The sequence below is a fragment of the Cellvibrio chitinivorans genome, from assembly GCF_035117775.1.
Lineage (GTDB): Bacteria > Pseudomonadota > Gammaproteobacteria > Pseudomonadales > Cellvibrionaceae > Cellvibrio > Cellvibrio chitinivorans.
In genome coordinates, this window is sequence record NZ_JAYKKN010000007.1 from 44956 (window position 1) to 70842 (window position 25887).

Annotated in this window: 21 protein-coding genes; 6 read left to right on the forward strand and 15 right to left on the reverse strand. The window is 48.8% G+C overall.

The window, feature by feature from the left end; all coding sequences use genetic code 11:
* Together SPL68_RS16295 and SPL68_RS16300 are read right to left on the reverse strand one after the other, a co-directional pair.
* Entirely contained in the window at window positions 1-591 is a 591-nt protein-coding gene (locus tag SPL68_RS16295; RefSeq protein ID WP_323816234.1) for a TetR/AcrR family transcriptional regulator, read from the reverse strand.
* 107 nt (window positions 592-698) lie between these two features.
* A complete protein-coding gene (locus SPL68_RS16300; RefSeq protein WP_323816235.1) occupies window positions 699-1727 on the reverse strand; it encodes a nucleoid-associated protein in 1029 nt (342 codons plus the stop codon).
* Between the two features lie 101 nt (window positions 1728-1828).
* Between SPL68_RS16300 and SPL68_RS16305 the strand changes: the two genes are divergently transcribed.
* The 3 genes from SPL68_RS16305 (at window position 1829) to SPL68_RS16315 (ending at window position 5998) form a co-directional block, all read left to right on the forward strand.
* Window positions 1829-2179, forward strand: coding sequence for a RidA family protein (locus SPL68_RS16305; RefSeq protein WP_323816236.1), 351 nt, complete (start codon window positions 1829-1831; stop codon window positions 2177-2179).
* A 71-nt stretch (window positions 2180-2250) separates the two neighbouring features.
* Window positions 2251-3456: a PilT/PilU family type 4a pilus ATPase gene (locus tag SPL68_RS16310; RefSeq protein ID WP_323816237.1), complete on the forward strand. Its 1206-nt coding sequence runs from the start codon at window positions 2251-2253 to the stop codon at window positions 3454-3456.
* Window positions 3457-3514: 58 nt separating this feature from the next.
* Entirely contained in the window at window positions 3515-5998 is a 2484-nt protein-coding gene (locus SPL68_RS16315; RefSeq protein WP_323816238.1) for a bifunctional acetate--CoA ligase family protein/GNAT family N-acetyltransferase, read from the forward strand.
* A gap of 24 nt (window positions 5999-6022) precedes the next feature.
* Here SPL68_RS16315 and SPL68_RS16320 read toward each other — a convergent pair whose 3' ends face one another.
* From SPL68_RS16320 to aroQ, 11 genes are all read right to left on the reverse strand, one after another.
* Complete coding sequence (locus SPL68_RS16320; RefSeq protein ID WP_323816239.1) at window positions 6023-7018, reverse strand: histone deacetylase family protein; 996 nt, start codon at window positions 7016-7018, stop codon at window positions 6023-6025.
* Between the two features lie 109 nt (window positions 7019-7127).
* Window positions 7128-8498, reverse strand: coding sequence for an OmpP1/FadL family transporter (locus SPL68_RS16325; protein ID WP_323816240.1), 1371 nt, complete (start codon window positions 8496-8498; stop codon window positions 7128-7130).
* 145 nt (window positions 8499-8643) lie between these two features.
* The gene (purD, locus tag SPL68_RS16330) at window positions 8644-9930 is read right to left on the reverse strand and encodes a phosphoribosylamine--glycine ligase (RefSeq protein ID WP_323816241.1); all 1287 of its coding nucleotides are present in this window, start codon (window positions 9928-9930) and stop codon (window positions 8644-8646) included.
* A 134-nt stretch (window positions 9931-10064) separates the two neighbouring features.
* Window positions 10065-11657 carry a bifunctional phosphoribosylaminoimidazolecarboxamide formyltransferase/IMP cyclohydrolase gene (gene purH, locus SPL68_RS16335; protein ID WP_323816242.1) on the reverse strand — a complete coding sequence of 531 codons (1593 nt, stop codon included), beginning with the start codon at window positions 11655-11657 and terminating at the stop codon, window positions 10065-10067.
* 172 nt (window positions 11658-11829) lie between these two features.
* Window positions 11830-12123, reverse strand: coding sequence for a DNA-binding transcriptional regulator Fis (fis, locus tag SPL68_RS16340; protein ID WP_323816243.1), 294 nt, complete (start codon window positions 12121-12123; stop codon window positions 11830-11832).
* The gene (dusB, locus tag SPL68_RS16345) at window positions 12120-13109 is read right to left on the reverse strand and encodes a tRNA dihydrouridine synthase DusB (RefSeq protein ID WP_323816244.1); all 990 of its coding nucleotides are present in this window, start codon (window positions 13107-13109) and stop codon (window positions 12120-12122) included. Before dusB ends, fis begins: the two co-directional genes overlap by 4 nt.
* Window positions 13110-13450: 341 nt before the next feature.
* The gene (locus tag SPL68_RS16350; RefSeq protein ID WP_323816245.1) at window positions 13451-15088 is read right to left on the reverse strand and encodes a DUF3426 domain-containing protein; all 1638 of its coding nucleotides are present in this window, start codon (window positions 15086-15088) and stop codon (window positions 13451-13453) included.
* 189 nt (window positions 15089-15277) lie between these two features.
* Window positions 15278-16159 (reverse strand): 50S ribosomal protein L11 methyltransferase, encoded by an 882-nt coding sequence (gene prmA / locus SPL68_RS16355; RefSeq protein ID WP_323816246.1) that lies wholly within the window; start codon window positions 16157-16159, stop codon window positions 15278-15280.
* Window positions 16160-16270: 111 nt separating this feature from the next.
* Entirely contained in the window at window positions 16271-17611 is a 1341-nt protein-coding gene (gene accC / locus SPL68_RS16360; RefSeq protein ID WP_323816247.1) for an acetyl-CoA carboxylase biotin carboxylase subunit, read from the reverse strand.
* Between the two features lie 58 nt (window positions 17612-17669).
* On the reverse strand, window positions 17670-18128 hold the full coding sequence (gene accB, locus SPL68_RS16365) for an acetyl-CoA carboxylase biotin carboxyl carrier protein (RefSeq protein ID WP_323816248.1): 459 nt from the start codon (window positions 18126-18128) through the stop codon (window positions 17670-17672).
* 69 nt (window positions 18129-18197) lie between these two features.
* Window positions 18198-18635: a type II 3-dehydroquinate dehydratase gene (gene aroQ, locus SPL68_RS16370; protein WP_323816249.1), complete on the reverse strand. Its 438-nt coding sequence runs from the start codon at window positions 18633-18635 to the stop codon at window positions 18198-18200.
* 66 nt (window positions 18636-18701) lie between these two features.
* On the opposite strand from aroQ, the gene SPL68_RS16375 reads away from it, so the two are divergent.
* Window positions 18702-18959 (forward strand): hypothetical protein, encoded by a 258-nt coding sequence (locus SPL68_RS16375; RefSeq protein ID WP_323816250.1) that lies wholly within the window; start codon window positions 18702-18704, stop codon window positions 18957-18959.
* Here SPL68_RS16375 and SPL68_RS16380 read toward each other — a convergent pair.
* Window positions 18956-20791, reverse strand: coding sequence for a protein-disulfide reductase DsbD family protein (locus tag SPL68_RS16380; protein WP_323816251.1), 1836 nt, complete (start codon window positions 20789-20791; stop codon window positions 18956-18958). The genes SPL68_RS16375 and SPL68_RS16380 overlap by 4 nt on opposite strands.
* A 249-nt stretch (window positions 20792-21040) precedes the next feature.
* On the opposite strand from SPL68_RS16380, the gene SPL68_RS16385 reads away from it, so the two are divergent.
* Window positions 21041-21796, forward strand: a complete 756-nt coding sequence (locus SPL68_RS16385) for a tetratricopeptide repeat protein (protein ID WP_323816252.1) — start codon at window positions 21041-21043, stop codon at window positions 21794-21796.
* Between the two features lie 119 nt (window positions 21797-21915).
* Here the strand turns inward: SPL68_RS16385 and SPL68_RS16390 are convergent, their stop codons facing one another.
* Window positions 21916-24003 carry a S46 family peptidase gene (locus tag SPL68_RS16390; protein WP_323816253.1) on the reverse strand — a complete coding sequence of 696 codons (2088 nt, stop codon included), beginning with the start codon at window positions 24001-24003 and terminating at the stop codon, window positions 21916-21918.
* Between the two features lie 163 nt (window positions 24004-24166).
* Between SPL68_RS16390 and ggt the strand changes: the two genes are divergently transcribed.
* On the forward strand, window positions 24167-25864 hold the full coding sequence (gene ggt / locus SPL68_RS16395) for a gamma-glutamyltransferase (RefSeq protein ID WP_323816254.1): 1698 nt from the start codon (window positions 24167-24169) through the stop codon (window positions 25862-25864).
* Window positions 25865-25887: the final 23 nt, after the last annotated feature.

The following is a 25887-nucleotide window of genomic DNA, read 5'->3' on the forward strand; positions in this document are numbered from 1 at the left end:
TTAACTTTGAGGTTTGGAAAAAAGCTCAGGCAGTACAATTAAAAAAGCATTCAATGGCTCGCGGCATTTGGATGCTTTCATTCGCATCAGCGTCCCTTCCCATGCATTGAATAAAAACTCTGCCAGGACGGGTGAGGGGAGCTGGCTTTTTAGCTCATTGTTCAATCTTGCTTCTTCTAGAACATCTTCGATTGCCTGAGTGCTATTACGTAGCATCTGGCGAACCTTAATGCGAATAGCCTCGCTGGATTCAGACATCTCTTGGCACATATTGCCAATAAAGCAGCCGCCATTAAGGTTTTCTTCACAGCCGCCGATATTGTCAACAAAAAAACGAGTCAGTCGCTCTTGTGGGCAAATACTGCGGTCGTTGAGCAGGTGGCGATTCTGAAGCATTCGTTCTTCGGTAACTTTCTCCAACGCTTCAATAGCAAAATCTTCTTTGCTTTTGAAATAGGTGTAGAAAGATCCCTTAGGAACGTCTGCAGCGTTGACTATGTCCTGAATGCTGGTGCCGTTATAGCCACGAGTGGCCATGACTTTCAGTCCAGCATCAAGGAGATGATCTTTTTTCAGTTCACGTTTGCTCATGGTTTAAATATATGACCAGTCGTCTTGTTTTGCAAGGTCGGGTTTAGTTTATATAGTTATAGGAAAAGTTGTTTTTGTTATAGCTTGTGGTTGCTGGGGCATGCCTATTAATTCCCGCCATGAGACTCTTTCAAATGCTTCAATAGTCTGGCTTTTAATGCCGAAGGCAGATTCTTAATGGTTAGCACATCGTTATCGGCATCATACTCAATTTCGCGCCCCAAGCATTCGGAGGCAAAGCTCATGCTTAGGGAATCGTTGCGGCCGCTTATGCGTACATAGCTGCGAATCTGCCCCGCATGAGGGATAAACTCCGGCTTCAAATCGGGCTTGCTGTTTTCAACGTAACGCACAAAACGTTCCGGCTCATAGCTTTTAACTTCTTCGGCCAGATTGCTGGACAGGGCGGCAATAGTGACAGGTTTGCCCGCCTTGTTCTGTTCGAGGCAGTAATCGGCAACTTTATTGCGGGTCAGTTTGGCGGTAGGCTCATCAAGTGTCTGACTGAAATCATCAACGATACGCAAGAACTCGGCTGTTTCCTGTTTGATGTCTTGTTTGTCGGTGAAGGCGATGAACTGGGTAAAGGCGTCGGCAATATCTTTATCGCCGCGCGCGCGCATCAATGTGAGATAAGTGGAAGAGTCGCCCGAAGTCCAATCATTCAATTGAATTTTTGCTGCAAGCGTGAAGCCGCTGGTATCAAGTGCGAGCGAATCATCCAGTGCCAGCTCTCCATCCAAATAAAGCCCACTTTGATGTTCAATCAGATAAACATTTAACGTGTCGCCAATTTCCAATTTTTCTTCGACAAAAAAAACATAGGCATCTAATAAGGATTCTGCTTTCTCTAGCGATTGCTGAAATTGCTGCATTACCTTTTGGGTAAAACTAAGAAAACTCAAGCGCTCTTCGCGATAATCGCGCAGCCACGCGGGCAGGGGAAACTCACCTGTTTCGTCAGAAAAGCGCCCGTAGCTCTTACCGCCTTTGCGAATGAATTGAGTTTTTAATTCATAAGCCAGTTCTTCCAGTTTGCCGTTGGTAGCGAAGGTTTCGCTACGCAGTTGCAGCTCAAAAGCGCTGCCGGGCGAGTGACGGTAAATGCGGTGTGCAATGATTGACGCTAATGCCATGAGACTGGTCGCTTTATCGGTGATTAAAATTGGGCGGAGTGCGAAAGGCGGCTATTATAGGCGCCAGATTTCATTTCAAACACCCTGTTGGAAAATTGTCTATGTCTATTCAACGCTTGAATCCGACCCCACGCTGGTCAGATGCCACTGTCTATAACGGTATTGCACATTTTGTTGAGGTGCCAAACGATACCGGGTGCTCGTTCGATGAGCAAATCGCACAAATTCTGGCGCAAGCTGAAATCACCTTGGCTGCAGTCAATAGCGATAAGTCCCGTCTTTTATCTGCCACTATTTACATTACCGATAAACAAAATGTTGCTGCGCTTAATAATGCATGGTCTGAGTGGTTGCCTGCGGGTGCAGCACCTTCACGCGCGTGCATAAAAGTGGAATTGCTGGACCCTGCGATGTTGGTTGAAATTGCATTTGTAGCAGCGACGAATTCGTAATACGGGAAAGGTAACCAAGATAATTCTGGCTATACTCCTCCTAATCAGTTTCTCTTATCGCGGAGTAAGTTATGGCAACCCCGATTGATCAATTTTTAAATATTCTTGCCAAAAAAGATGGTTCGGACTTGTACCTGAGCACAGGTGCGCCGCCCTGTGCAAAATTTCAGGGTGTACTAAAACCTCTGGCGACTGAATCCTATAAGCCGGGCGAGATAGAAAACATTGCCAATGCGATTATGGATGAAGAGCAGCGGGAAGTTTTTACGCGTGAGCTGGAAATGAATTTGGCGATTTCGATTGCTGGCGTTGGTCGATTCCGCATCAATATTTTTAAACAGCGCAATGAAGTTGCGATAGTCGCGCGCAATATCAAAACCGAAATTCCACAGTTTGATGCACTAGGTCTACCTGAAGTTTTAAAAGATGTGATCATGACCAAGCGCGGATTGGTTTTATTTGTGGGTGGAACTGGCTCGGGTAAATCGACATCGCTAGCGGCACTTATTGATCATCGCAACTCATCTAGCGGTGGTCATATCATTACCATCGAAGATCCGGTCGAGTTTGTTCACAAGCATAAGCGCAGTGTGATTAATCAGCGTGAAGTGGGTGTGGATACTCGTAGCTACAAAGCCGCATTAAAAAATACTTTGCGGCAGGCGCCCGATGTGATTTTGATTGGCGAAATTCGCGACCGCGAAACCATGGAACATGCGCTCGAATTTGCGGAAACCGGACACTTGGCGATTTCCACCTTGCACGCCAACAATGCCAATCAGGCGCTGGAGCGAATTATCAATTTGTTTCCCGAAGAGCGTCGCCCACAATTGTTGATGGGGCTCTCGCAAAATTTACGCGCATTTGTCTCGCAACGTTTATTGCCTACAGTCGATGGAAAACGTTGCGCTGCAGTTGAAGTATTGTTGGGTACCAAAACAATTCAGGAGCTTATTCTTAAAAGTCGTTTTACTGAGATTAAAGAGATTATGGAGAAATCGGAAAATCTCGGAATGCAGACGTTTGACGGTGCTATTTTTAAATTATTTATGGCAGGCAAAGTGAGCTTTGATGATGCTATTGCTAATGCTGACTCACCGAATAATCTTCGTTTGCGAATCAAGTTGGCTACTGATGGTGTCGCAGCACCAAGAGTCGATACTCCGGCTGCATCAACCACTGCGCAAGCTCCAGCGGCACATCAGGAAAAACCGGTGCCGACCAGTTTTGGTGAGTTGAGTTTGCAAAAAATTGATGAAGACGACGAAAATTTATAAATGTAAAAACTAATTTAACAATTAATTTCGCAACAGCAGTAAAAATGATGGTTGGATTATGACGGTAAAGAGTGTCGAACAATTACTAAAGCCCCATTCGATTGCGGTCATAGGTGCATCCAATCAGCCTAATCGTCCGGGCAATGCAGTTATGCGCAATTTGCTGCAGGGGCAGTTCGACGGCCCGATTATGCCGGTTACGCCGCATTACAAATCAGTAAATGGTGTGCTTGCTTATCGTTCGATTGACGAGTTACCGATGGTGCCTGACCTCGCGATTATTTGTACACGCGCCACGCGTGTACCTGCAATTATTTTACAGCTTGGGCGAAAAGGAACGCGCAATGCGATTGTTATTGCATCGGGGTTGGATAATTTATTCACGGCGCAAGGCACCAATCTACAAGAGCAAATGCTCGCCATTGCCAAGGAGTGGGGCGTAAGAATTCTTGGCCCTGATTCGCTCGGAATAATTATTCCTGAATTAGGTTTGAATGCGAGTTATGCGCACATAAATGCGCTGCCGGGAAAGATCGCTGTAGTTTCCCAGTCTTCAGCCGTCTGTGTCACCTTGTTGGATTGGGCGCGTCGCCGTCGTATTGGCTTCTCGCAATTTATTTCGCTTGGTGAAGGCGTTGATATCGATTTTGATGAGATTCTCGATTACCTCGGGCGCGATCCAAAAACCTCTGCGATTTTATTGTACATAGATGCAATCCACGATGGCCGTGCATTTATGTCTGCTGCGCGCGCCGCATCGTTTAACAAACCTATACTGGTAATTAAGGCGGGAATTTACGCAGAAGCGAGTCTGCTTACTTCACGTTTGGATGCAGAAAAAATGGGTCACGACGCTGTTTATGATGCAGCCTTTCGTCGCGCGGGTATGCTGCGAGTAGGTGATCTGCGTGAATTGTTGGCCGCAGTAGAAACTCTCGCAAATGGTAAGCCGATTTACAGCGAACAGTTAGTTGTGATTGCAAATGGCAATGGCCCCAGCGCTATGGCAGTAGATGCACTTTTGCAGCGCGGCGGTCGTTTGGCAATGTTGGATGAAAAAGTAATTGCTCAATTGCAACCGCTAATTCATACCGGAGGCCGTGCAAGTAATCCTATTAATTTATTAGGTGATGCATCGCCCGAAACCTATCAAAAGGTGTTGCAGGTTTTATTGCAAAGTAACAGCGTTGATAACATTTTGTTGATGCAAGCCCCTTCTGCATTAACGCCGGGCGAAGTGTATGCAGATGCGGTAATTAACACTTATAAAAATTACACCGGACGCAAGCCGAATATTTTTGCCAATTGGATGGGGGAGGATGCAGCACAAAATGCGCGCCTGCGTTTTGCCGATGCCAACATCGCATCCTTCCGCACTCCTGAAGGTGCAGTCGGCGCGTTTATGCATATGGTGCAATATCGTCGCAACCAAAAATTATTATCGGAAACCCCGGATTCTATTAGCGATAAGGTTCCTTATCAGCCACAAAAAGCGCAAGCGATTATTGCCCAAGCATTAGCGGAACAGCGTACAAATTTAACACGCGAGGAGACTGTTTCATTACTGGGTGATTATGGCATTGGCACCTTGAGTGAAATCGAATATGCGCATGCTTCTGCTGCCCAGACTCCCTTGAAAGGGGCGCACCCATTACGAATTCAGGTGCAAAATGATCCGGTATTTGGCCCTGTGATTTTATTGGGCGAAGCAGCAAGCCATTGGAGCGTGCGTACTAATGCGGTAGTTGCACTTCCGCCACTGAATATGGCATTGGCGCGTTACATGGTGATACAGGCATTGGCAGAAGGAAAAATTCGCGAGCGCGAAATGTACGTACCTATTGATATGCCTGCGCTGTGTTTATTGCTAACGCAGATTAGCCAAATCGTGATTGATAATCCTGCTTTGCGTAGCCTATTAATCAACCCCGCATTGATCGCAGGAAAAGAAATTCGGGTATTGGATGCGAGCCTTGAGCTCAGCTCGGAAAATAATACTTATCCTTTGGCGATTAGGCCTTATCCAAAAGAATTGGAAGAAACATTTGTAATGCGTGATCAGCGCTCAGTGCTGTTACGCCCAATTCGCCCGGAAGATGAATTAAATTTGCAGGCGTTTGATAATTCGCAAAGTAAAGAAGATAGATACAAACGCTATTTTGCTGAGCTGCCGCAATTTTCTCACGAACAAATGGCGCGTTTGGCGCAGATCGATTACGCGCGTGAAATGGCATTTATTGCGGTGCTCACAAATGATCAGCAGCAAGAAGAAATTTTGGGCGTTGTGCGTGTACAAACTGATCCTGATAACACTCAAGCTGAATTTGCGATGGCGGTACGCAGTGAACTAAAGGGAATAGGGTTGGGCGGAAAGTTGTTGCAAAAAATGATTGATTATTGCCGCGCGCAGGGAACCCGCGAATTGATTGGATGCACCATGCTGGAAAATACCGGCATGGCAAATCTCGCGCGAAAATTGGGTTTTAGTGTGAGGTTCAATCGTGATGATGGACTTATCGATATGAGTTTAACGCTGCAATAAGCAGCGTTTATTAAGCGAAAGCGGTTATAGTTTTGCCAGAGCTTTGATATGAGCAAGTGCGCAGCGCCCCAATCCCAACAAGTCATAGCCTCCCTCTAATGTAGATACTATTCCTCTACATACTTTTTCCGGTGCTAAATCTTTGCTGGTATCCATTAATGTGCGCATTTGTTGCGTAACCCAAAAATAATCTTGCTCCACCAAACTGATGGATGACATGTCGTCATCAATATAGGCATCAAAACCTGCCGAAATAAAAATAAGTTGCGGATGAAACTTTTCCAAAGCGGGCAGCCAGTTTTCGCTGATTGCGGTGCGAAAGCCTTCACTGCGGCAGGTGGCAGGTAATGGCGTGTTGATAATGTGAGCGGGCACATCATCAATATTGGTGTGTGGATAAAATGGATATTGAAAACTGGAGCAAAACAAAACGCGCGGTTCATTGAAAAAAATGTCTTGCGTGCCGTTGCCGTGGTGAACATCAAAATCAACTATGGCAACTCGCTCTAATCCGTGCGCTTCTAATGCATGAGCAGCGCCAACGGCAATATTATTGAAAATAGAAAATCCCATAGCTTTTGCGCGTTCTGCATGATGACCCGGTGGGCGCACATTGCAAAATACCGCATCGGTTTCGCCGCGCATAATCATATCTACCCCCAGCACAGCAGCGCCAGCTGCATGACGAGCAGCACGCAATGTTTGCGGGGATAAAAATACATCGTTGTCGAACGAATAAATTCCTTCGCTGGGGATTGCGCGCGTAATTGCATGCAGGTGCTCGGGTGTATGCACACGCAAGAGCTGTTCATCCGTTGCTGCTGGTGCATCGCGTTGGTAGAGCAGGCCATCAATACCACTGGCCATTAATTGATTGGTAATCGCATCAATTCGCTCGGATGATTCGGGATGTCCTTCCGGCATATGGTGTTGATGACAACTTGAATGGCTAATCAGAGTGGCAATCATATCGATGGAGTGGGGCGTTTTGTTGGAGGGATGATTATAAAGATCCAGCATGGTAGCTGTAATGTTTAAAAGTCTACAGGGGAAATAATAAAAAGCGGAAACATAAAATCAGAATGATTTGTTGCTGTTTTTATGTTTCCGCTTTGTTCAATCAAAAAAACTAGAATTTAAAATTCGCTTGCAGGCCAATAATGTTGACATCCGCATCGAAGGTGCCTTCAACGTGATGCCCCGTTTGCGTGCTGGTGCTATTAATACTTGCCTCATCCACTTTGATGTAGCTGTAGGCTAAATCCAGTGATGTGTTAGGTGAAAACTCGTAATTAAAACCAGCGCTAAACCAGATGCGATCCTGATCGGGAATGCGCGGGTTAACCAGCTCAGGATTTTTTTGTGGCGCTTCATCAAATGCGATACCAAAACGCCAGGTCCAAGGAGTTTCGGAACTGTGAGTTGCGCCCAGCGCGTAGCGCATAGTATCGCTGTAATGCAATTCCAATTGGCTAATGACGAGATTGTTGCCGGAATTAATTACATCAACTTCCTGAAGCACGCTCCATTCAGTCCAGGCAATATCGCCGTGGATTTTCCAGTTTTCGGTTAATTGATGTGAACCGCTGAGGGTAACCGTATCGGGCAGTTGCATAAGTGCTTTGGCATTACCGGCAACGGCATTTAATGATGCCGCGCAAATGGTGCCGGTGGTCGGGGCAGGTGGTGCGCCAGTGGGATAACCTTGGCCGGGGCTACATAGTGGATTCAAGGTGAAACCTGCGTTGCCTTCCAGATCAAACTCTCCGCCTTGTCGCCAGATCAGACCAAATGATGTCCGGTCAGTCGGCTTATAAAACACGCTAAGATCCAGCACCACATCGTCATCATCACCCTCAATTTTGGCGCTGCTATCGGTGGCGGGGGATGGATTAACCCCCAGCGTTGAGTCGAATTGGCTTTCCAGTGTCACCTCGGCGCGCTGGTAATTCAGCCCCAATCCTAACGACCATGAGTCGCTGAGTTGATAGGCGCCAACAGCACTGACGTTGACTACCTCCAGTTGGCTGAAGGTGGCGAGATAGCGGCCATGCCAGTCATCGTTGTAATCGCTTGCCAAGCCATAGGGCGCATTAATGCCAAAGCCCATCGAGAACCTCTCGAATAGGGGATAGGCATAGTAGACATTTGGCACATAACCGATTTCATCGGTCTTGCCGTTAAGGCCGTTGGTATTTGAATTGGTGTTATTGAAGGTCGAGCTGGTAAATATTGCATTGCCAGCAAGAGTCAATGTCGGCTGCTCTAGCTCTGTGATACTGGCCGGATTAAAAAACACGCCGCTGGCATCAATCACATCCGAAGCGGTACCCGAAAATGCTTTACCGAGATGTGCAGGGCTTTGTTCGAGAATTTGAAAGGATGCAGCGAGACTGGTAGCAGGTAAGACGGCAAGCGCAAATAGAAGACTGCTGTTGCGAATAAAAACTGAGTTTGCGCGGTTAAATTGATCAGATGCGATCTGGTGTGTGGATGGCATGAGACCTCCTGAGCTTTGCAAGCTTCTCAATTAGTGTTTATTACTCCATTAAGGTCAATTGAGTGTAGCTTGCAAATTCAGGTGGTGTATGTGCGTTGTGGCGCAGAGGCAATATTGTCGCCTAGCCCAACGCAATTAACGATATTTATTGTTTTTCGCGAGCAATAGCGCGATAGGCGATATCGTTACGATAGAACATGCCGTTCCAACTAACTTGTTTTGCCAGTTTGTAAGCGCTTTGTTGTGCTTCCAAAACCGTATTACCCAGTGCAGTTGCGCACAGTACACGGCCGCCGTTAGTGACGGTTTGATTGTCTTTGGTGCTGGTGCCTGCGTGGAAAATTTTCTCGCCAGCGATTTCAGTTGTAGGCAAGCCAGAAATTACATCGCCTTTTGCGTAAGCATCCGGGTAACCGCCTGCTGCCAGCACAACACCTACAGACGCGCGTTCATCCCAGTCGGCGCTGGTTTTATCCAGCTCACCCTTGAGTGCGGCTTCGCAGAGTGAAACCAGATCAGAGCGCAAGCGCAGCATGATAGGTTGGGTTTCTGGGTCGCCAAAGCGGCAGTTGTATTCGATCACTTTAGGAGCGCCAGAGGCGTCGATCATCAAGCCCGCGTACAAAAAACCAACGTAGGTATTACCTTCGGCGGCCATGCCATTCACAGTTGGATAAATCACTTCTTGCATAACACGATCATGCACGGCTTGGGTTACAACCGGCGCAGGTGAATAAGCACCCATACCGCCAGTGTTGGGGCCGGTATCGCCATCGCCAACGCGTTTGTGATCCTGACTTGTCGCCATCGGCAATACATTTTTGCCATCGACCATCACAATAAAGCTGGCTTCCTCACCCGCCAAAAACTCTTCGATCACTACGCGGCAACCGGCATCGCCAAAGGCGTTGCCTGACAGCATATCGCGTACGGCATCTTCGGCTTGTTCAAGCGTTTCAGCGACGATTACGCCTTTACCCGCTGCGAGGCCATCGGCTTTGATTACGATAGGTGCGCCTTTCTCACGCAAATAAGCGAGAGCAGGTTCTACTTCGATAAAGTTTTGGTAATCCGCAGTTGGGATTTTGTGGCGTGCAAGAAAATCTTTAGTGAAGGCTTTTGAGCCTTCCAACTGCGCAGCGCCTTTGCTTGGGCCAAAGCACGCCAAGTTGCGTGCTTGGAAAAAATCCACCACACCGGCAACCAGTGGAACCTCTGGGCCGACAATGGTTAAGCCGACGTTATTGCTCTCGGCAAAAGCTGCCAGCGCTTCAAAGTTCAACACGTCGATAGCAACGTTTTCCAATTTGGGTTCAAGTGCGGTGCCCGCATTGCCCGGAGCAACAAAAACGGTTTCCACTTGAGAGTTCTGTGCTGCTTTCCATGCGAGCGCGTGTTCACGTCCGCCGCTACCAATAATTAATACGTTCATAAAATTAATATCTTTTTTGAGTCGTTTACGTAGGTTGGGCAGCAATGCCCAACACCAATTAATTTTGTGACAACTATGTTGGGCATTGCTACCCAACCTACGAAATTAATGAATTCAATTAATGGCGCGATCTATTAATGTCTAAAGTGACGCATACCGGTGAACACCATCGCCATGCCATGTTCGTCGGCAGCGGCGATCACTTCTTCATCGCGCATTGATCCGCCCGGTTGAATTACAGCGGCGATGCCCACTTTCGCGGCGTTGTCGATGCCATCGCGGAAGGGGAAGAATGCGTCAGATGCCATCACTGAACCGGCAACTTGCAGGCCTGCGTGTTCAGCTTTAATCGCAGCGATACGCGCTGAGTTTACGCGGCTCATTTGGCCAGCGCCTACACCGATGGTGTGCAAATGTTTTGCGTAGACAATCGCATTGGATTTAACAAATTTTGCGACTTTCCATGCGAATAACAAATCGCGCAGTTCATCTTCGGTTGGAATACGTTTGGTAACGACTTTCAAATCAGCAGCGGTGATCATGCCGTCATCGCGATCTTGTACTAACAGGCCGCCGTTGACACGTTTGTAATCCAGACCTCCCCAAGTTTGTGAAGAGGGGCGCTCAGTACCCCATTCGCCGCAAGCGAGCAGGCGTACATTTTGTTTGGCTTTAACCACTTCAACAGCTTCAGCAGAAACGCTTGGAGCGATAATTACTTCAACGAATTGACGCTCAACGATGGCTTTTGCAGTTTCAGCATCCAGCTCGCGGTTAAACGCGATAATACCGCCGAATGCAGATTCGCTATCGGTAGAGTAGGCTAGGTCGTAAGCGTGTTTAATGGATTCAGCAACAGCAACACCGCAAGGGTTCGCGTGTTTAACGATCACACAAGCTGGCTCAGAGAAACACTTAACGGTTTCCAGTGCTGCGTCAGTATCGGCCACGTTGTTGTACGACAGCTCTTTACCTTGCAATTGTTTTGCAGTGGCGATGCTTGCTTCCTGTGGATTTTTTTCCACGTAGAACGCTGCCTTTTGATGTGGGTTTTCGCCGTAACGCATTTCTTGCGCTTTGATAAATTGGCTGTTGAACGTGCGTGGGAAGTTGGCGCTACCACCTTCAACCATACGACCAAAATAATTGGCGATGGCGCCGTCATAAGCGGCAGTGTGTTCGTAGGCTTTGATCGCCAAATCGAAACGGGTTTTTAATGAGGTGCAGCCATTGTTGGCTTGCATCTCAGCAAGAATAGTTGCGTAGTCAGACGCGTTAACCACGATATTTACGTGAGCGTGGTTTTTTGCAGCAGCGCGCACCATGGTTGGGCCGCCGATATCGATATTTTCTACCGCATCTTCCAAAGAGCAGTCTTTGTTAGCAACGGTTTTTTCGAACGGATACAAATTCACAACCACCATATCGATGGCGTTGATACCGTGTTGAGTCATTACGCCTTCATCTATTCCGCGACGACCCAAAATGCCGCCGTGTACTTTCGGGTGCAGAGTCTTTACGCGGCCATCCATCATTTCCGGGAAACCGGTGTAGTCAGAAACTTCAATTGCCGGGATCTTGTTGTCGGTAAGTAATTTGAACGTACCACCAGTTGATAAAATTTCTACGCCTTGGGCGTGCAGGGCTTGGGCAAATTCAACAATGCCGGTTTTATCTGAGACACTGATAAGGGCGCGTTTTACGGCAACAAGATCAGAAGTAGACATACACAATTCCTGTAGATGTAAAAGTTGTAGGTGTGAAAGTTGTAGATGTAAAAGTTGTAAACATGAATGTTAAAGCGGGAAAACGGTAAGGCAAAATAGGTATCGCTAAAAAGCAAAAGGGGTGGAAACGAATTACCACCCCTTTTTTATTTGCCATGCGGCGCGGTAAAAATTACAGCAGACCGTATTGCTTCAATTTTTTACGCAGAGTACCGCGGTTCAAACCCAATACTTGCGCAGCGCGAGTTTGATTGTGGCGGGTGTACTTCAATACGATTTCAAGCATAGGTGCTTCTACTTCTGCCTGCACCATTTCATATACGTTGCTAACGTCTTGGCCATCGAGGTGTTTGAAGTAGTTTTCCATTGCTTGCTCTACGCAGCCGCGCAGCGATTGAGCTTGTACAGGTTGTTGTGGGGCAGCTTGTGCTGGGGTTGAGTCAGCAAAGAAAGTTGCGGTGTTCATGCGGCTTTTTCCTCTTTCGTAAGCAGCTCTTCAAAGAAATTTTGAATGCTGGTTTGTTGTTCTTCTGCGTTATCTATAGCGTTAAAGGCTTTGCGAAAAGCTTCGCTGTTTGGAACTGTCTGCAAATACCAGCCCGCATGTTTGCGTGCGATACGCGGCCCCATAAACTCGCCATAAAAACGGTATAGCTCACACAGATGGGTACATAAAATGTCTCTGACTTCAGTCAGCGACGGTTCGGGTAATTGCTCACCGGTACGCAGGTATTGCGCAATTTCCCGGAAGATCCAGGGGCGACCTTGCGCGGCGCGCCCAATCATCACTGCCGCAGCCCCTGTGTGATCCAACACAGTCTTGGCTTTTTGCGGTGAATCTATATCGCCATTGGCAAACACCGGAATCTTCACGGCATTCACTACGCTGGCGATGGTGTCGTACTCGGCTTCGCCTAAAAAGGCATCGGCGCGGGTGCGACCATGAAGTGCCAAAGCTTGTATGCCGGCATCTTCGGCGATGCGTGCAATACGCACTGCATTACGTTCTTCATTGCTCCAGCCAGTGCGAAATTTCAGGGTGACAGGAATGTCCACCGAATTGACCACTGCCTGCAAAATATCGGCGACCAGTTGCTCGTCTTTTAAGAGCGCAGAACCGGCGGCTTTTTTACATACTTTTTTAGCGGGGCAGCCCATGTTGATGTCGATGATCTGGGCGCCATTAGCGGCATTGAGGCGTGCTGCCTCAGCCATCATTTCTGGATCACCACCGGCAATCTGCACGGCGATAGGTTCGGCTTCACCCGTGTGATCCATACGCAGGCTGCTTTTACGGCTGCTCCATAGCGTGGAGTCGGCGGTCAGCATTTCCGAGATCACCAAGCCTGCACCGAGCGATCGGCACAATTGACGAAAAGGCCGGTCAGTAACGCCTGCCATAGGAGCAAGAATGACCTGACTGTCGATACAATAAGAACCGATAGTAAACACGTGATTGGCTTGTAGTGATTGAATCGTTACCGGGGCATGAAAAGCCGATTAACCCTTGAATCGCTGCTGTATTAAAAATGTACAGGTGCCTGCGTAAAAGGGTCGCCATGATACCCGTTTGGGCATGGGTTTGGAACGCAAAAACCAGAAAAAATGCCGCTTTTTTGAGCGATAAAAACGCATTTTTTAGTCATTTTTGATTGCAAAAAAACTGGACTTGGGGCAGGGGTTTAGATGTCATGGCGTTGAATAGGGCGCCGCGTCACTAAATGACGCGGGCTTCTTTCTGTGGGTGGGGCTGTAAGTCGCTGAGGGTTTTGAATAACGAGGGTTTTGGATAATCAGTTGCGAGGAATGGAAATATGATAGTTCACTGCTTCCGCACCCGGGTCGACCAGATCCAGCGTGATATAGACTTTCTGGTTTTGTGGCATCAGTTCCTGTCCTGCCAACTCGCCACCCAAATAATCCTTGGGGATAAAGCGGCGCGCGGCCACCTGATTTTCATCGATATCGGTAAAGGTTAATGTCAGGTCTGGAAACGGTTGGTCAAAAGGGGCGCTGTTGATCAGCATTACATCGACCGCGAGCGCGCCCTCGGTATCTGGATGCTGACGAACGACAAGGTTGGAGGCAATGATGCGGCGCGTATCAACCAGCGTTGGTACTTGGCACCCTAAGTAAGGGCAGAGAAACAGATAGCCGGTGCGATAAGGCTCAACCCGGCTGAAGTAGTCGAACTTGAACCAACCCACCTGAATTATCAGTGCCAACAGGGCCAATATGCTCAGGCTCGGCCAGAGTTTGCGTTGATACCAGCGGCGCATGCGTTTGGCATTGAATTCAATTGGCGCGGGCATGATATTCATCAGTAATGCGGTGCGTGAACCATCATATGCGCGGATTTTAGGTTGGGTTTTAACCTGGCGCTTGGGTGTGTCGCTGTCACTATCAGGCTTCTCGTCCGGTGTTTCAAAGATGTTTGGATCAAGCCTGTCTTCAGTTGCTTTTGTTTGATTAAAACCCTGATTGCTCGGAATGTTCGCAAGTTCATCGCTCAGCACCAGCTCATCGGATTCCTGTTCATTAGATGCCTGCTTCTGTGCTTTTGATGGTTCTTCCTGTTCGCCAACCAAACTGAATAGCAGGCCGGGAGTGGCGGTTGCAGTTGGTGTTGTTGATGGCCCAGCTGGAGCAGTTGCATCAAGCAAAGATTCCGTGGTCGTTTGATGGATGGCCAGAGCCTCATCACTTAACTGCGCATCGGCGTTGTATTCATCCAATTGATCGGCATCGATTTTGGGTTTGTAAACGCCTAGCTGCGGCGTGTCGTCTTCCTCATCTTCAATCAGCATTTCCGCCCAGGATTCATCGTCGGCAATCGCTGGCTCTTCATCAAAATCCTTGTCGCGAATTTTGCGCTCAAACAGTGATACGTCCGACTTTGGTGTCGCATCTATGTCGATAAAGCCGTCAAACTCATAGTTGTTGCTCTCGGCTTTGATGTCTTCCATGTCGTCACTGATCAAAATGTCATCGGTCTCTTGCCCAAGGGATGATTTATTGATCGTGCGAATAACCGGTTTTGCGGGTGCCGCAGGTGCTGATTGTTTTGGCGTTGATGCTACTTTTGGTTTGGGAGTCTCACTTGTCAGTGGCTTAATGGTGCCCAGTATGGCTGGTTGTTCAGGTTTGGCAGGTTGGATAGGTTCGATAGACGCTGCCGGTGCGGATTTAATTGCAGGAGTTGTGGAGCCTACAGATGTAACTGGCGATGCAGTTTTGGCTGTTGGTTCTGGCGTAAGCGGTTTTGCAGGTGCAACCGGTGTTGCCACTAAAGAATCCTGCGCTTTAAAGACGTGCAAGCAAGAGCCGCAGCGGACTGCACCCTTGGCGGATTGCAATTGGCTGGCGGTCACTCGAAATGCGGTTCCACATTTGGGGCAGCGAGTGATCATTTGATTGCTGGCAGACGTCATGATGTATCGGCTCTTAACACTGGGGATTTGGCGTCCCGATCAATTTATTGTGTGGTGGTTAATGAGGCTTAATTATTGTGATCAGACAGTGTAACGATTAGCCGACGAAGGGTAAATTCCAGCGACACACGGTCGTCAGATTCTCCATCGGCAATGCCAACTAGCTCACTTTTCTTGATTGCTTTCGCCTTAATTGACTTTAGTGGCAGTTAAACGCACCCATTCTTCCTGTTCGGCGATAGGGTCAAACTTAAACCAGGGTTTGTAGGCTGCCATTACCGATTCTGCTTGCACAGATAAAATCCCCGACAGGCAGAGTTTGCCGCCGACTTTGGTCATGGCACTTAATGCTGGAGCCAGTTCTGCCAGTGGACCGGCGAGGATGTTGGCGAGCATTACATCCACTTGCACGTCCGGGCATTGCGGTGGCAAATGCACGGGCATGGCATCTTCCGGCAAATTGTTGCGCTTGGCGTTTTCGGTGGTAGCAAGCAGGGCTTGTGGATCTATATCGACGCCGATCACTTTTTTCGCGCCAAGTAACAGGGTGGCAATACCGAGGATGCCGGAGCCGCAGCCGTAGTCGATCACTTCTTTGTCGGTGAAATCCTGCTGATCAATCCACTGCATGCATAAAAAGGTGGTCGGGTGAGTTCCGGTGCCAAAGGCGAGGCCTGGGTCGAGCATCAAATTCACCTTATCTGGCTCTGGTGGCTGTTGCCAGCTGGGGCAGATCCACAATCGTTCACCGCAGCTGATGGCATGGTAATTTGCCATCCACTCGCGCTCCCAATCTTTGTCCTCAAGCTGTTCCCAAAAGTGCTCTGGCAGCGGGTTGCCAAAACGGCGCTGGGCGATGGCGATGGTTTTTGCGGTGTCGATTTCTGCATCAAACAGACCGGTGATTCTCACGCTGTCCCAAAGTGGGGTTTCGCCCAATCCCGGTTCGAGAATTGGTTGGTCGGCGTTGTCTTGCAGGGTGACAGATGCGGCACCGCTGGCGAGCAGTGAATCTTCAATGGATTCGGCGTAGCGGCGGGTGGTGATGATTTTGAGTTGCAGCCAAGGCATAGGAATTCTGCTTTTGGTAAAGGTGTATTGAATTGATGTGATGTTGATTTTGAGGGAGATTAAAGCAAAAAGGGCGCGATAAATCGCGCCCTTTCGACTCACTAGCAAATTTTACTCTGCCAGTTTCTTTTCCAGATAGTGGATATTCACGCAGCCTTTGCGGAATTCCGGGTCGCGTACCAGCATTTGTTGTAACGGAATGTTGGTGCGGATGCCGTCCACGATGGTTTCATCCAGTGCGTTGCGCATACGATCCAATGCGATTTCGCGGGTATCACCAAAAGTGATGATTTTGGCGATCATTGAGTCGTAGTTAGGCGGCACTGTGTAGCCGTTGTACAGGTGCGAATCCACACGTACGCCCAAGCCGCCAGGAGCGTGGAAGCCTTTTACCAAGCCGGGGCAAGGCATAAAGGTTTTTGGGTCTTCGGCGTTGATGCGACATTCAAATGAGTGGCCACGGATGATCACGTCTGATTGCTTAATTGACAGAGGCAATCCGGAGCAAACACGAATTTGCTCTTTGATCAGGTCAACGCCAGTCACCATTTCTGATACCGGATGTTCCACCTGAATACGGGTGTTCATCTCGATAAAGTAGAAGCGGCCATCTTCGTAAAGGAACTCGAAGGTACCAGCGCCCTTGTAGCCGATATCGATACAGGCTTTAACGCAGGCGGCGTAAGTTGCTTCGCGCACGTCTTGCGGAATTCCCGGTGCTGGTGCTTCTTCCAGTACTTTCTGGTGGCGACGTTGCAATGAGCAATCGCGGTCGCCCAAGTGGATTGCGCTACCTTGACCGTCGGACATTACCTGCACTTCCACGTGGCGTGGGTTCTGCAGGAATTTTTCCATGTATACGGTGCCATCGCCAAATGCAGCTTTAGCTTCACCTTGGGTGATCTGGATAGAGTTGATCAGCGCAGCTTCGTTGTGCACCACGCGCATACCGCGACCACCACCACCGGCGGCGGCCTTGATAATCACCGGATAACCGATGCGCAGAGCGATTTTTTTGCACTCGTCTTCATCTTCCGGTACTGGGCCGTCAGAGCCGGGTACGGTGGGAACGCCTGCAGCTTTCATAGCTTTAATTGCTTCTACCTTGTCGCCCATCATGCGGATTACCGCTGGATCCGGGCCGATAAAGGTGAAGCCGCTCTTTTGCACGCGCTCGGCAAAGTCAGCGTTTTCTGCGAGGAAACCGTAGCCGGGGTGAACGGCTTCGGAGTCGGTGATTTCCATGGCTGCGATAATGGCAGGTACGTTCAAATAGCTTTTAGGTGACGGATTTGGTCCGATACACACAGACTCATCCGCCAAACGTACGTGTTTCAGGTCGCGGTCAACTTGGGAGTGAACGGCAACGGTCTTGATGCCCAACTCCTTACAGGCGCGCAATACACGCAGCGCGATTTCGCCGCGATTGGCGATCAGAATTTTCTTGAACATAAATCAGTTCCTCAGCGATTAGCGATGGGTTGTCGCGTACAACAACCGCAGCGGATGATTAAACAATGGTCACTAGAGGCTGATCGAATTCAACTGGGTTGCCATCTTCAACCAGAATGGCGCCGATAACACCTGCTTTGTCGGCTTCGATTTGGTTCATCATTTTCATCGCTTCGATGATGCAAATTACATCGCCCGCTTTCACTTGCTTACCTACTTCGATGAAAGAAGGTGAGCCTGGGCTTGGTGAGCGGTAGAAGGTACCGACCATTGGCGATTTAACCACGTGGCCTGCAATTTCTGCGGCAGCGGCTGGAGCGGCAGCTACTGGGGCTGCGGGTGCCGCTGCCGGGGCGGCTGGGGCAGCGTAAGCAGCTGGTGCTGGTGCGCTGAAATATTGGGTGGTGCCGCTGTTACGCGCGATACGAACAGATTCTTCGCCTTCTTTGATTTCCAGCTCGCCGATGTTGGACTCTTCGAGCAGTTCGATCAGTTTTTTGATTTTGCGAATATCCATAAAATCCTCTCTGTAACAAGGTTTGTTGTGATTGTTGTTGGCGGGAGCGCCAAATTAATGAATAAAAAGCTATTTAACGAGTTTGAATGCTGCTTGTAGCGCCAGTTCATAACTGGTGGCGCCAAAGCCACAGATGACACCTTGGGCGACATCGGAAAAATACGAGTGGTGCCGAAATGCTTCGCGTTTATGTACGTTAGATAAGTGCACTTCGATAAACGGGATATCTACCCCAAGTAGGGCATCGCGCAGGGCGACGCTGGTGTGGGTAAAGGCGGCAGGATTGATAATGATGAAATCCACACCTTCTTTGCGCGCATCGTGAATGCGATCAATTAATTCATATTCGGCATTGCTTTGCAGGCTTTGCAGATGATGGCCTGCGGTGGTGGCAATTTGGGTCAGGTTGCGGTTGATGTCGTCTAGCGTGGTCGCGCCATAAATGCCTGGTTCGCGCAGCCCTAACAGATTCAGGTTGGGGCCGTGAAGTACCAAAATGGTTGCCATTAGCTATGAACCTGCGGTGATATTCTGGTTTTATGCTGGGACTCGCGCCGAAAGGCGAAGTTCAGCTTGCCGGGGATTTCAAAGTGGGAGGAGTTTGCCGTAAAAAAAAGGAGATGTCCACGATACCCGCAAAATTTTGTTGAGATGGCGGAAAATGTCAGCAAGATTACAGAAGTTATTCGTGGTGGCATTAAAAATGGCGCTGGAAATAGCGGTTTTGTTGGATTATCCCTGCATCTTGCACCCATTTTAGCGACAAGATGCGGGAAGTTGATGAAAATGGTAGTTAAAATCTTCCAATTTCGCCAAAAACAAGGAAATTAGCGCTTATCTTCACCTTTTAATATGCGGATGACCAAGTCTTGCGTTAAAAGCTGGGGTAAAACAATGGCTTGATCGCGGCTATTTGCGGGGAACCAAAGGTATAAAGGCACTCCACTGCGGCCATATTCTTGCAGAAGTTCGGTGATTTTCGGGTCAGTATTCGTCCAATCGCCTTTGATCGTCGCAATATTTAGCTCATCAAATGCCTGTTCAACTGCTTGTGTATGCAGTGCAATCTTCTCGTTTGCAAGGCAAGTCAGGCACCAATCGGCGGTTAGGTTAATAAATACCGGGCGACCTTCGGCGCGCAGCGCGGCTACTAATTCGGGAGTATAAGCCTGCCAGCGATCATCCATCGCGGTCGTTTTGGTTGGGTTTTGTGTGCCTTGCCAAGCTAAAAATACTGCTGCTACCCAGCTTGTGGCGATGATCAGTCGACGTAGATATTGCCAAAAACCACGTGCTTTGCGTCCGGTCAACCAGCAGCCAAAAGCGATGGCAACGGCACCTGCGCAAAGTGCCGCCATGCCGCTAACGCTAGTTTGGCGACCGAATACCCAAAGTAGCCAAATAGCACTCAAATACAGCGGAAAGGCGAGGAATTGTTTGAGGTTATCCATCCATGCGCCGGGTTTGGGCAGGCGTTGCGCAAGTGCCGGTAAGTAGCAGAGGATTAATAAGGGCAGCGCCATGCCAAAACCTAAAGCGGCGAATACCGCGATACAGGCGAGGGCAGGTTGGGTTAGGGCGAACCCCAGCGCGGCGCCCATAAAAGGAGCGGTGCAGGGGCTTGCAACTACGGCCGCCAATACCCCGGTAAAAAAGGAGCCGCTAAGGCCGGATTTTTGCGTCAGATTTTGCCCTGCGCCCATCAGGCTGCCGCCAAGGTGAATCAGGCCGGACATGCTTAATCCCATCACAAAAAACAGGTAGGCGAGGGCTGCAATTAATCCCGGCGATTGCAATTGGAAGCCCCAGCCAATGGCTTCGCCCCCTTTGCGTGCGAGCAGCAAGGCGATGGCAAATCCGACAAAACACACCACTATTCCAAGCGTGTAAACCCATCCGTGCAGTGCGAGGCGGGAGCGATCTGCCGCAGCTAAGCTCATCACTTTGATCGATAGCACTGGAAACACGCAAGGCATTAAGTTGAGGATCATGCCGCCCAGTATGGCGAGCAACAATGCTTGTAGTATCCAGCCAGAATTGGTTGAGGGTGTTTGTGTAAGCGATTTGCTGGTTGTTGATGTGCTGCTGGCAAGCGGTTTGGCGGCTGGCGCTTGCTCGGTGACTACTGCATTGGCTGGATCAATATGTAGCGCCATCTTTTGTGGGGGATAGCACAGCCCCGCATCGGCACAGCCTTGATATTCCAGCTTCAGGTCAAAAGGGGCAGTTATGCCGGCAAGATCAAAACTGGCGGTCACTTCATGGTAGTGCACCATGGTTTCGCGCTCGAATAGCTCGTCATACTTCATCTTGCCCAGCGTATAACTGGGTGTGAGTTCAACACCTTGGTCTGGCTGAAACTTGAAACGCTCTTCATATAAATAGTAGGCGTCGGCTATTTGCCAGTGCAGCACCAGCTTGCCTTGCTCAATGTTGTAGCTGGGTTTGAAAGCTTCGGCGACGGGTAAAAAATCGTCCTGACCGGCGAGTAAGCTGGTATCGACACTGCTGCTTTTGCTGAACGGATCGCTTTTAGTAAAAGGATCGCTCTTGATTAGCTCGTCAGCACTGGCGAACGGCGTAAACAGAATGCTGGAAAAAAAAAGTATCTGCAGGGTAAAACGAGACACAAAACCAAGCGTGAACGGGCGCAAATTTAGCATGGTATAAGGAGCTTCCCAGTCTGGATAAACATGTGTAAGGGGCAGGGTCTTATTGTGTGATGCCCGGCGGCGCGACTTACAGTAACATACGCCGCCTTCTAGACAGCAGCGAATCAAGAACATTCTATCTGAGTGCCATTTTTTGTGATGCGGTGACTGTCAGGTTGTTGTGCGATGAATGTCTGGTTGCTCAAGTTAAGATGAAATTTATGCAGGTTTTCAGTCCTTTATATCAAGAGAAAAGGTGCTATGAGTCTTTCCGTCGGTAGTAGTGTTGGTCGTCATGTGGGGCGTGGCGGTGTGCTGATTGTATTGGCGTGCGCACTCAGCGCCTGCCAGATTCCTTTTTATGCCAATCAGAAAAAACAGCCCGCCCCGGCACCTGCGCCGGTAGTGCAGCCCAAGCCTGTGGTTACTGAGCAGCAGCGAGTGGTAAAAATGCTGTTATTGAATGGTGAATACACCCTGTCAAAGGATCAGCTACTGACCCCCACCAACGATAACGCCTATGACTATTTCCGTGCGGCGCTCAAGCTCGACCCGGAAAATACCCGCGCCAAAGGTGGCTTGCAGGGGATTGTAATGCGCTATGTGGATCTTGCTCGTCAGGCGGCTGCACGTGGCAATTACTCACAGGCGACGGCGATGCTAAATAACGCGCGCGTGGTTGACCCGAATAACCTGTTAATTAAAGAAGTTGCCGATGGTTTGAAGGAGCAAATTAAATCTGCACCGCCAGTGCAGCCTTATCGTGGCGGCGCCAATGAGTTTTTGTTGGATGCGAGTCTGCTCGGCAAAGATGATCCGGCAATCATTGCCAAATTAACGGAGATCGCACAAAAGCTACAATCAACCAATAGCTTGGCGATTATTATTGCGCGTACCGATGTGGAAGGACGTTGGATTTATCAGAAGATGCGCGATGCAGTTCCGGGGTACAGAGTGCGTGGCGATATTAAATTGGGCAGCCCGCCGCGTGTGCAGTTAGTGCCTGTTGCCCAGTGATACAGATTCAGAAGTAAAAAATTTGAAATAAAATTCCAAAATAAAAAACCAGCAAGATCACAAATGGAATGATCTTGCTGGTTTTTTTGTGCCTCGCTTTATTGATTCAGTTTTACCATTTATTTCAGCTTTAACTCTTTAACAAGATTGTCCGCTTTATAAACCTTATCCAAGGCTTCGCTGATCGCTGCTGTGTGAACTGATACTGCGCGATTCACCGACTCATCAAAAAAGTAAGTGCCGCCGAGCGATTTAATATTGCCATCAAAAATCAATCCAACTACTTCACCTTTTTTATTGATTAACGGGCTACCAGAGTTGCCGCCGACAATGTCATTGGTGGAAACCTGATTAAAGCGTGTTTTTTTCGATAATTTTTTCTGCGCAGCAGTCCAGCTATCGGCCAATTTAAACGGCGCAAAATCAGTAGCGCGATCAAACAGGCCGGCAAAGTCGGTAAAAGGTGGAATCATTTCGCCTTTTTCTTCCCAGCCGCGAATCACGCCGTGAGATAAACGCAATGAAAAGGTTGCATCGGGATAAACCCCTGTACCTTGATAGTCAAACCGTGCTTTGGCTAATTGATGCGCAGCCGCTTTTTGTATTGGCTCGATATTTTGATCGTAATCGGCGCGGAATTTTCGTGCGGATTCATCAATTAGTGCGGCAAGTTTGAGTGCTGGATCGCTGCTTTGTTTGACGGCGGCAGAACCTCCTTCCCAGAGTTGTTTGCGCAGTGCGGCATCGCCTAATTTGCTGTTGGCGATAATATCTTTCGCCAGTGCTTCGGGTGATTGTTTACCTAAAATATGTTTAACAACAGGGTTATCTACACCGAGTTTTTCGCGCAATTTGCTGAGTGACCACGCCAGTTTCATTTGTTCAAAATCTGCATATAAGGGTGTTTCGGCAAACAGGCTGGCTTGTACTGCGGGCAGGCTGGCATCGGCAAATTCGCGCAAGCGTTGATTATCCGGTTTGGCTTTTTCTTCGGTGCCGCGCACCAAGGTGCGCGCCCAAGTCATATATTGCGACATGGCGCCAAAGCCCAGCTCTACCATCGCATAATCAACATATAGATTGCGCAATGCTTCTTGAGTGCTGATCAACGTTTGCCAAGGGTTACCGTAGGCTGCTACGCGTGCCGGATCATTCTTCACCCAAATGCGGAAACTATTTTCCTGATCGCGTTTTTGTTTCATCACACTGGGTGATAGCAGCGCTTGGTGCATACCGGTGCGCGCTTTAATGCCATTTTCCACCATGGTTAATTCAGTTTGAGCGATGCGCGCCTGCTCTTCGCCTTGGGCAGAGTATTGCAATAATAAACCGCGATATTCAGAGGCGAGAATCAATCGAAACGGCAATACCAAGTCGCGCTGGGTTTCCAATTCCGCCATGGTTAATTGGCGCTGGGTGGTGCCGGGGTGGCCGAGTGTCATTACCAACTCGCCTTCTTTTGCGCCTTTAGGGTTGATGGGGAACCAATCATTATTCACTAGTGGTTTGCCATCGCTGCCATAAACGCGCAGTAAACTCATATCGAGGTTGTAGCGCGGAAAATTAAAATTATCCGGATCGCCACCAAAAAAGCCGGACGCAAATTCCGGTGAAAATACCAAGCGCACATCCTGATAACGCGCATATTGGTAAACATGATATTGGCCGCCGCCGTAGAGCTCGACAATATCGCAGCGGCGCTGATCGCCGGCATCGCCCACACATTCTTTTTCAATGCGTGACTGTTCGTTCTTTTTGGCTTCGCTAAAGTCTTTTCCCGATAACCCCGCCAGTGCAGTTTGCATGCGCGCAGTGACATCTTCGGTTTTTTCCAAGCGATTTATTTCCATGCCGGGGCACTGTTTTTCTTCGCTGGTGGATTTGGCTAAAAAGCCATTGTTTATTAAATCCTGTTTTTCGCTGGATAAGTCTTCAACGCAGCCAATCACACAGTGATGATTAGTCAGCACCAACCCCTGCGCAGATACAAATGAACCAGAGCAGCCACCAGCCAAACGCACAGCACTGCGCATGGATTTGTTTACCCATTCCTGCGTCGGTTTAAAGTTGTAGGTTTTTTCCATTGTCCCATAGGGCAGGTTATCCAGAGTCCACATGCCTTCAGCGGCTTGTGTAGATACTGTGATCAGGCTATTCGCTGACAATGCACTCAAACTCAATACTAACGCCCTTGTTACTGATCGCATAAGTAAACCTCTACGGATAATTAAGTTGCCTGCTGAGAAAAAACAATGCCCGAAGTGTAGACCAAGGTCGGCGCGAATTTCTAGGCGCAATCTGATTAGTGGTGGCTGAAACTGTGTGCAGGTAATAGACTTGGGTTTTGTCGCACAAAATTTGGTTATAGATATGAAAAAAATTACTGCTTTGCTGCTTGGCGTATTCCTGACCAATATCGTTCAAGTATTTGCTGATGGTCAAACCAATCAATACGCACAAGTGAGCGCCGATGGTAATGCTGCTGTCGCTACAGTTAACCCTCATGCTACGCAAATTGCGATGGATGTAATAGCGCGTGGAGGCAATGCAATTGATGCTGCAATTGCAGCAGCGTTTACGCTCGGTGTGGTGGATGGACACAATTCCGGTATAGGTGGTGGCTGCTTTGTATTAGTGCGTTTGGCGAATGGAAAAATTCTGGCGCTGGATGGGCGTGAAATGGCACCTGCGAAAGCAACGCGCGATATGTATGTGATTGATGGCAAGGCCGACCCTGAACTCAGCCGTACAGGTGCTTTAGCAGCGGGCATTCCCGGTTCTGTTGCGGCCTATGACAAATTGCAAAAACTCGGTGGAAAATTATCGTTTCGTGAAGTGATTTTGCCTGCGGCAGAATTGGCGGAAAAAGGTTTTGCGATATCCCCTGCACTTGCGGATCGCATCGCTGCGACGACAGAAAACCTGGCGAAATTTCCTGCCAGTGCGGCAATTTATCTGGATAAAAATAAACAGCCATTGCCTGCATTCTCACAACTGCAACAAAAAGATTTAGCCGCGACCTATCGCTCCATCGCCAAGCAGGGGCCACGTTATTTTTATAATGGTGATTTTGCTAAAAAAACCGGGCGCTGGATGGCGGCCAATGGTGGTTTGATTACCGCAAGCGACTTTGCCAACTATCAAGTAAAAACGCGCAAGCCAATAGTATCGGAATTCGCCGGTTACACACTTTACGGATTTCCTCCGCCCAGCTCTGGTGGCATTCACGTGGCGCAGATTCTGAATATTCTGGAGCAGTTTGATCTGGATTCTTTAGACGCAGCTGCGCGTTATCACCTGATTGCAGAGGCGATGAAATTTGCATTTGCGGATCGCGCCTACTGGTTGGGCGATAGCGATTTCACCAAGGTGCCGTTAACACTTGCGGATAAACGTTACGCACAAACCATTGCGCAAAAAATCAGTTTGGATAAATCCAGCGCGGATTCTACACACGGTAATCCTGATGTGGATATCGAACATCTGATGAATAAACACACCACCCATATTGCTGCAGCAGATAAAGAAGGCAATTGGGTGGCGATCACCACCACCGTCAATACCAGCTTCGGTAGCAAAATAGTTATTCCGGGAACTGGAGTTGTGCTGAATAATCAGATGGATGATTTTTCTGCACAGGTTGGCGCTGCCAATGCGTTTGGATTGGTGGGCTCGGATGCAAATGCAATCGCTGCCCGCAAGCGCCCACTATCGAGCATGAGCCCAACTTTGGTTTTTAAAAATAATGAGCCGGTAATGGCGTTGGGCGCGGCGGGAGGACCAACCATTATTTCGCAAGTCGTGCAAACACTTTTGTACACATTAAACGATGGCATGCCAGTCGAGCAGGCGATGGCGCAAGCGCGCATACATCAACAGTGGAATCCGAATGTGTTATTTGTTGAGTCCGCTATGCCGCTTGAGATTCAACAAGAATTGCAGAAAAAAGGTCACGATTTAAAAGTCTGGCCAAGCATGGGGGCATCCCAAGCGATTCAACTGCGCGATGGAAAATTAATCCCCGCCGCTGAGCCGCGTGTGATTAAACAAAACCAGCGTAAAGAGTAGTGTCTGAGAGAATTAATTCTGGA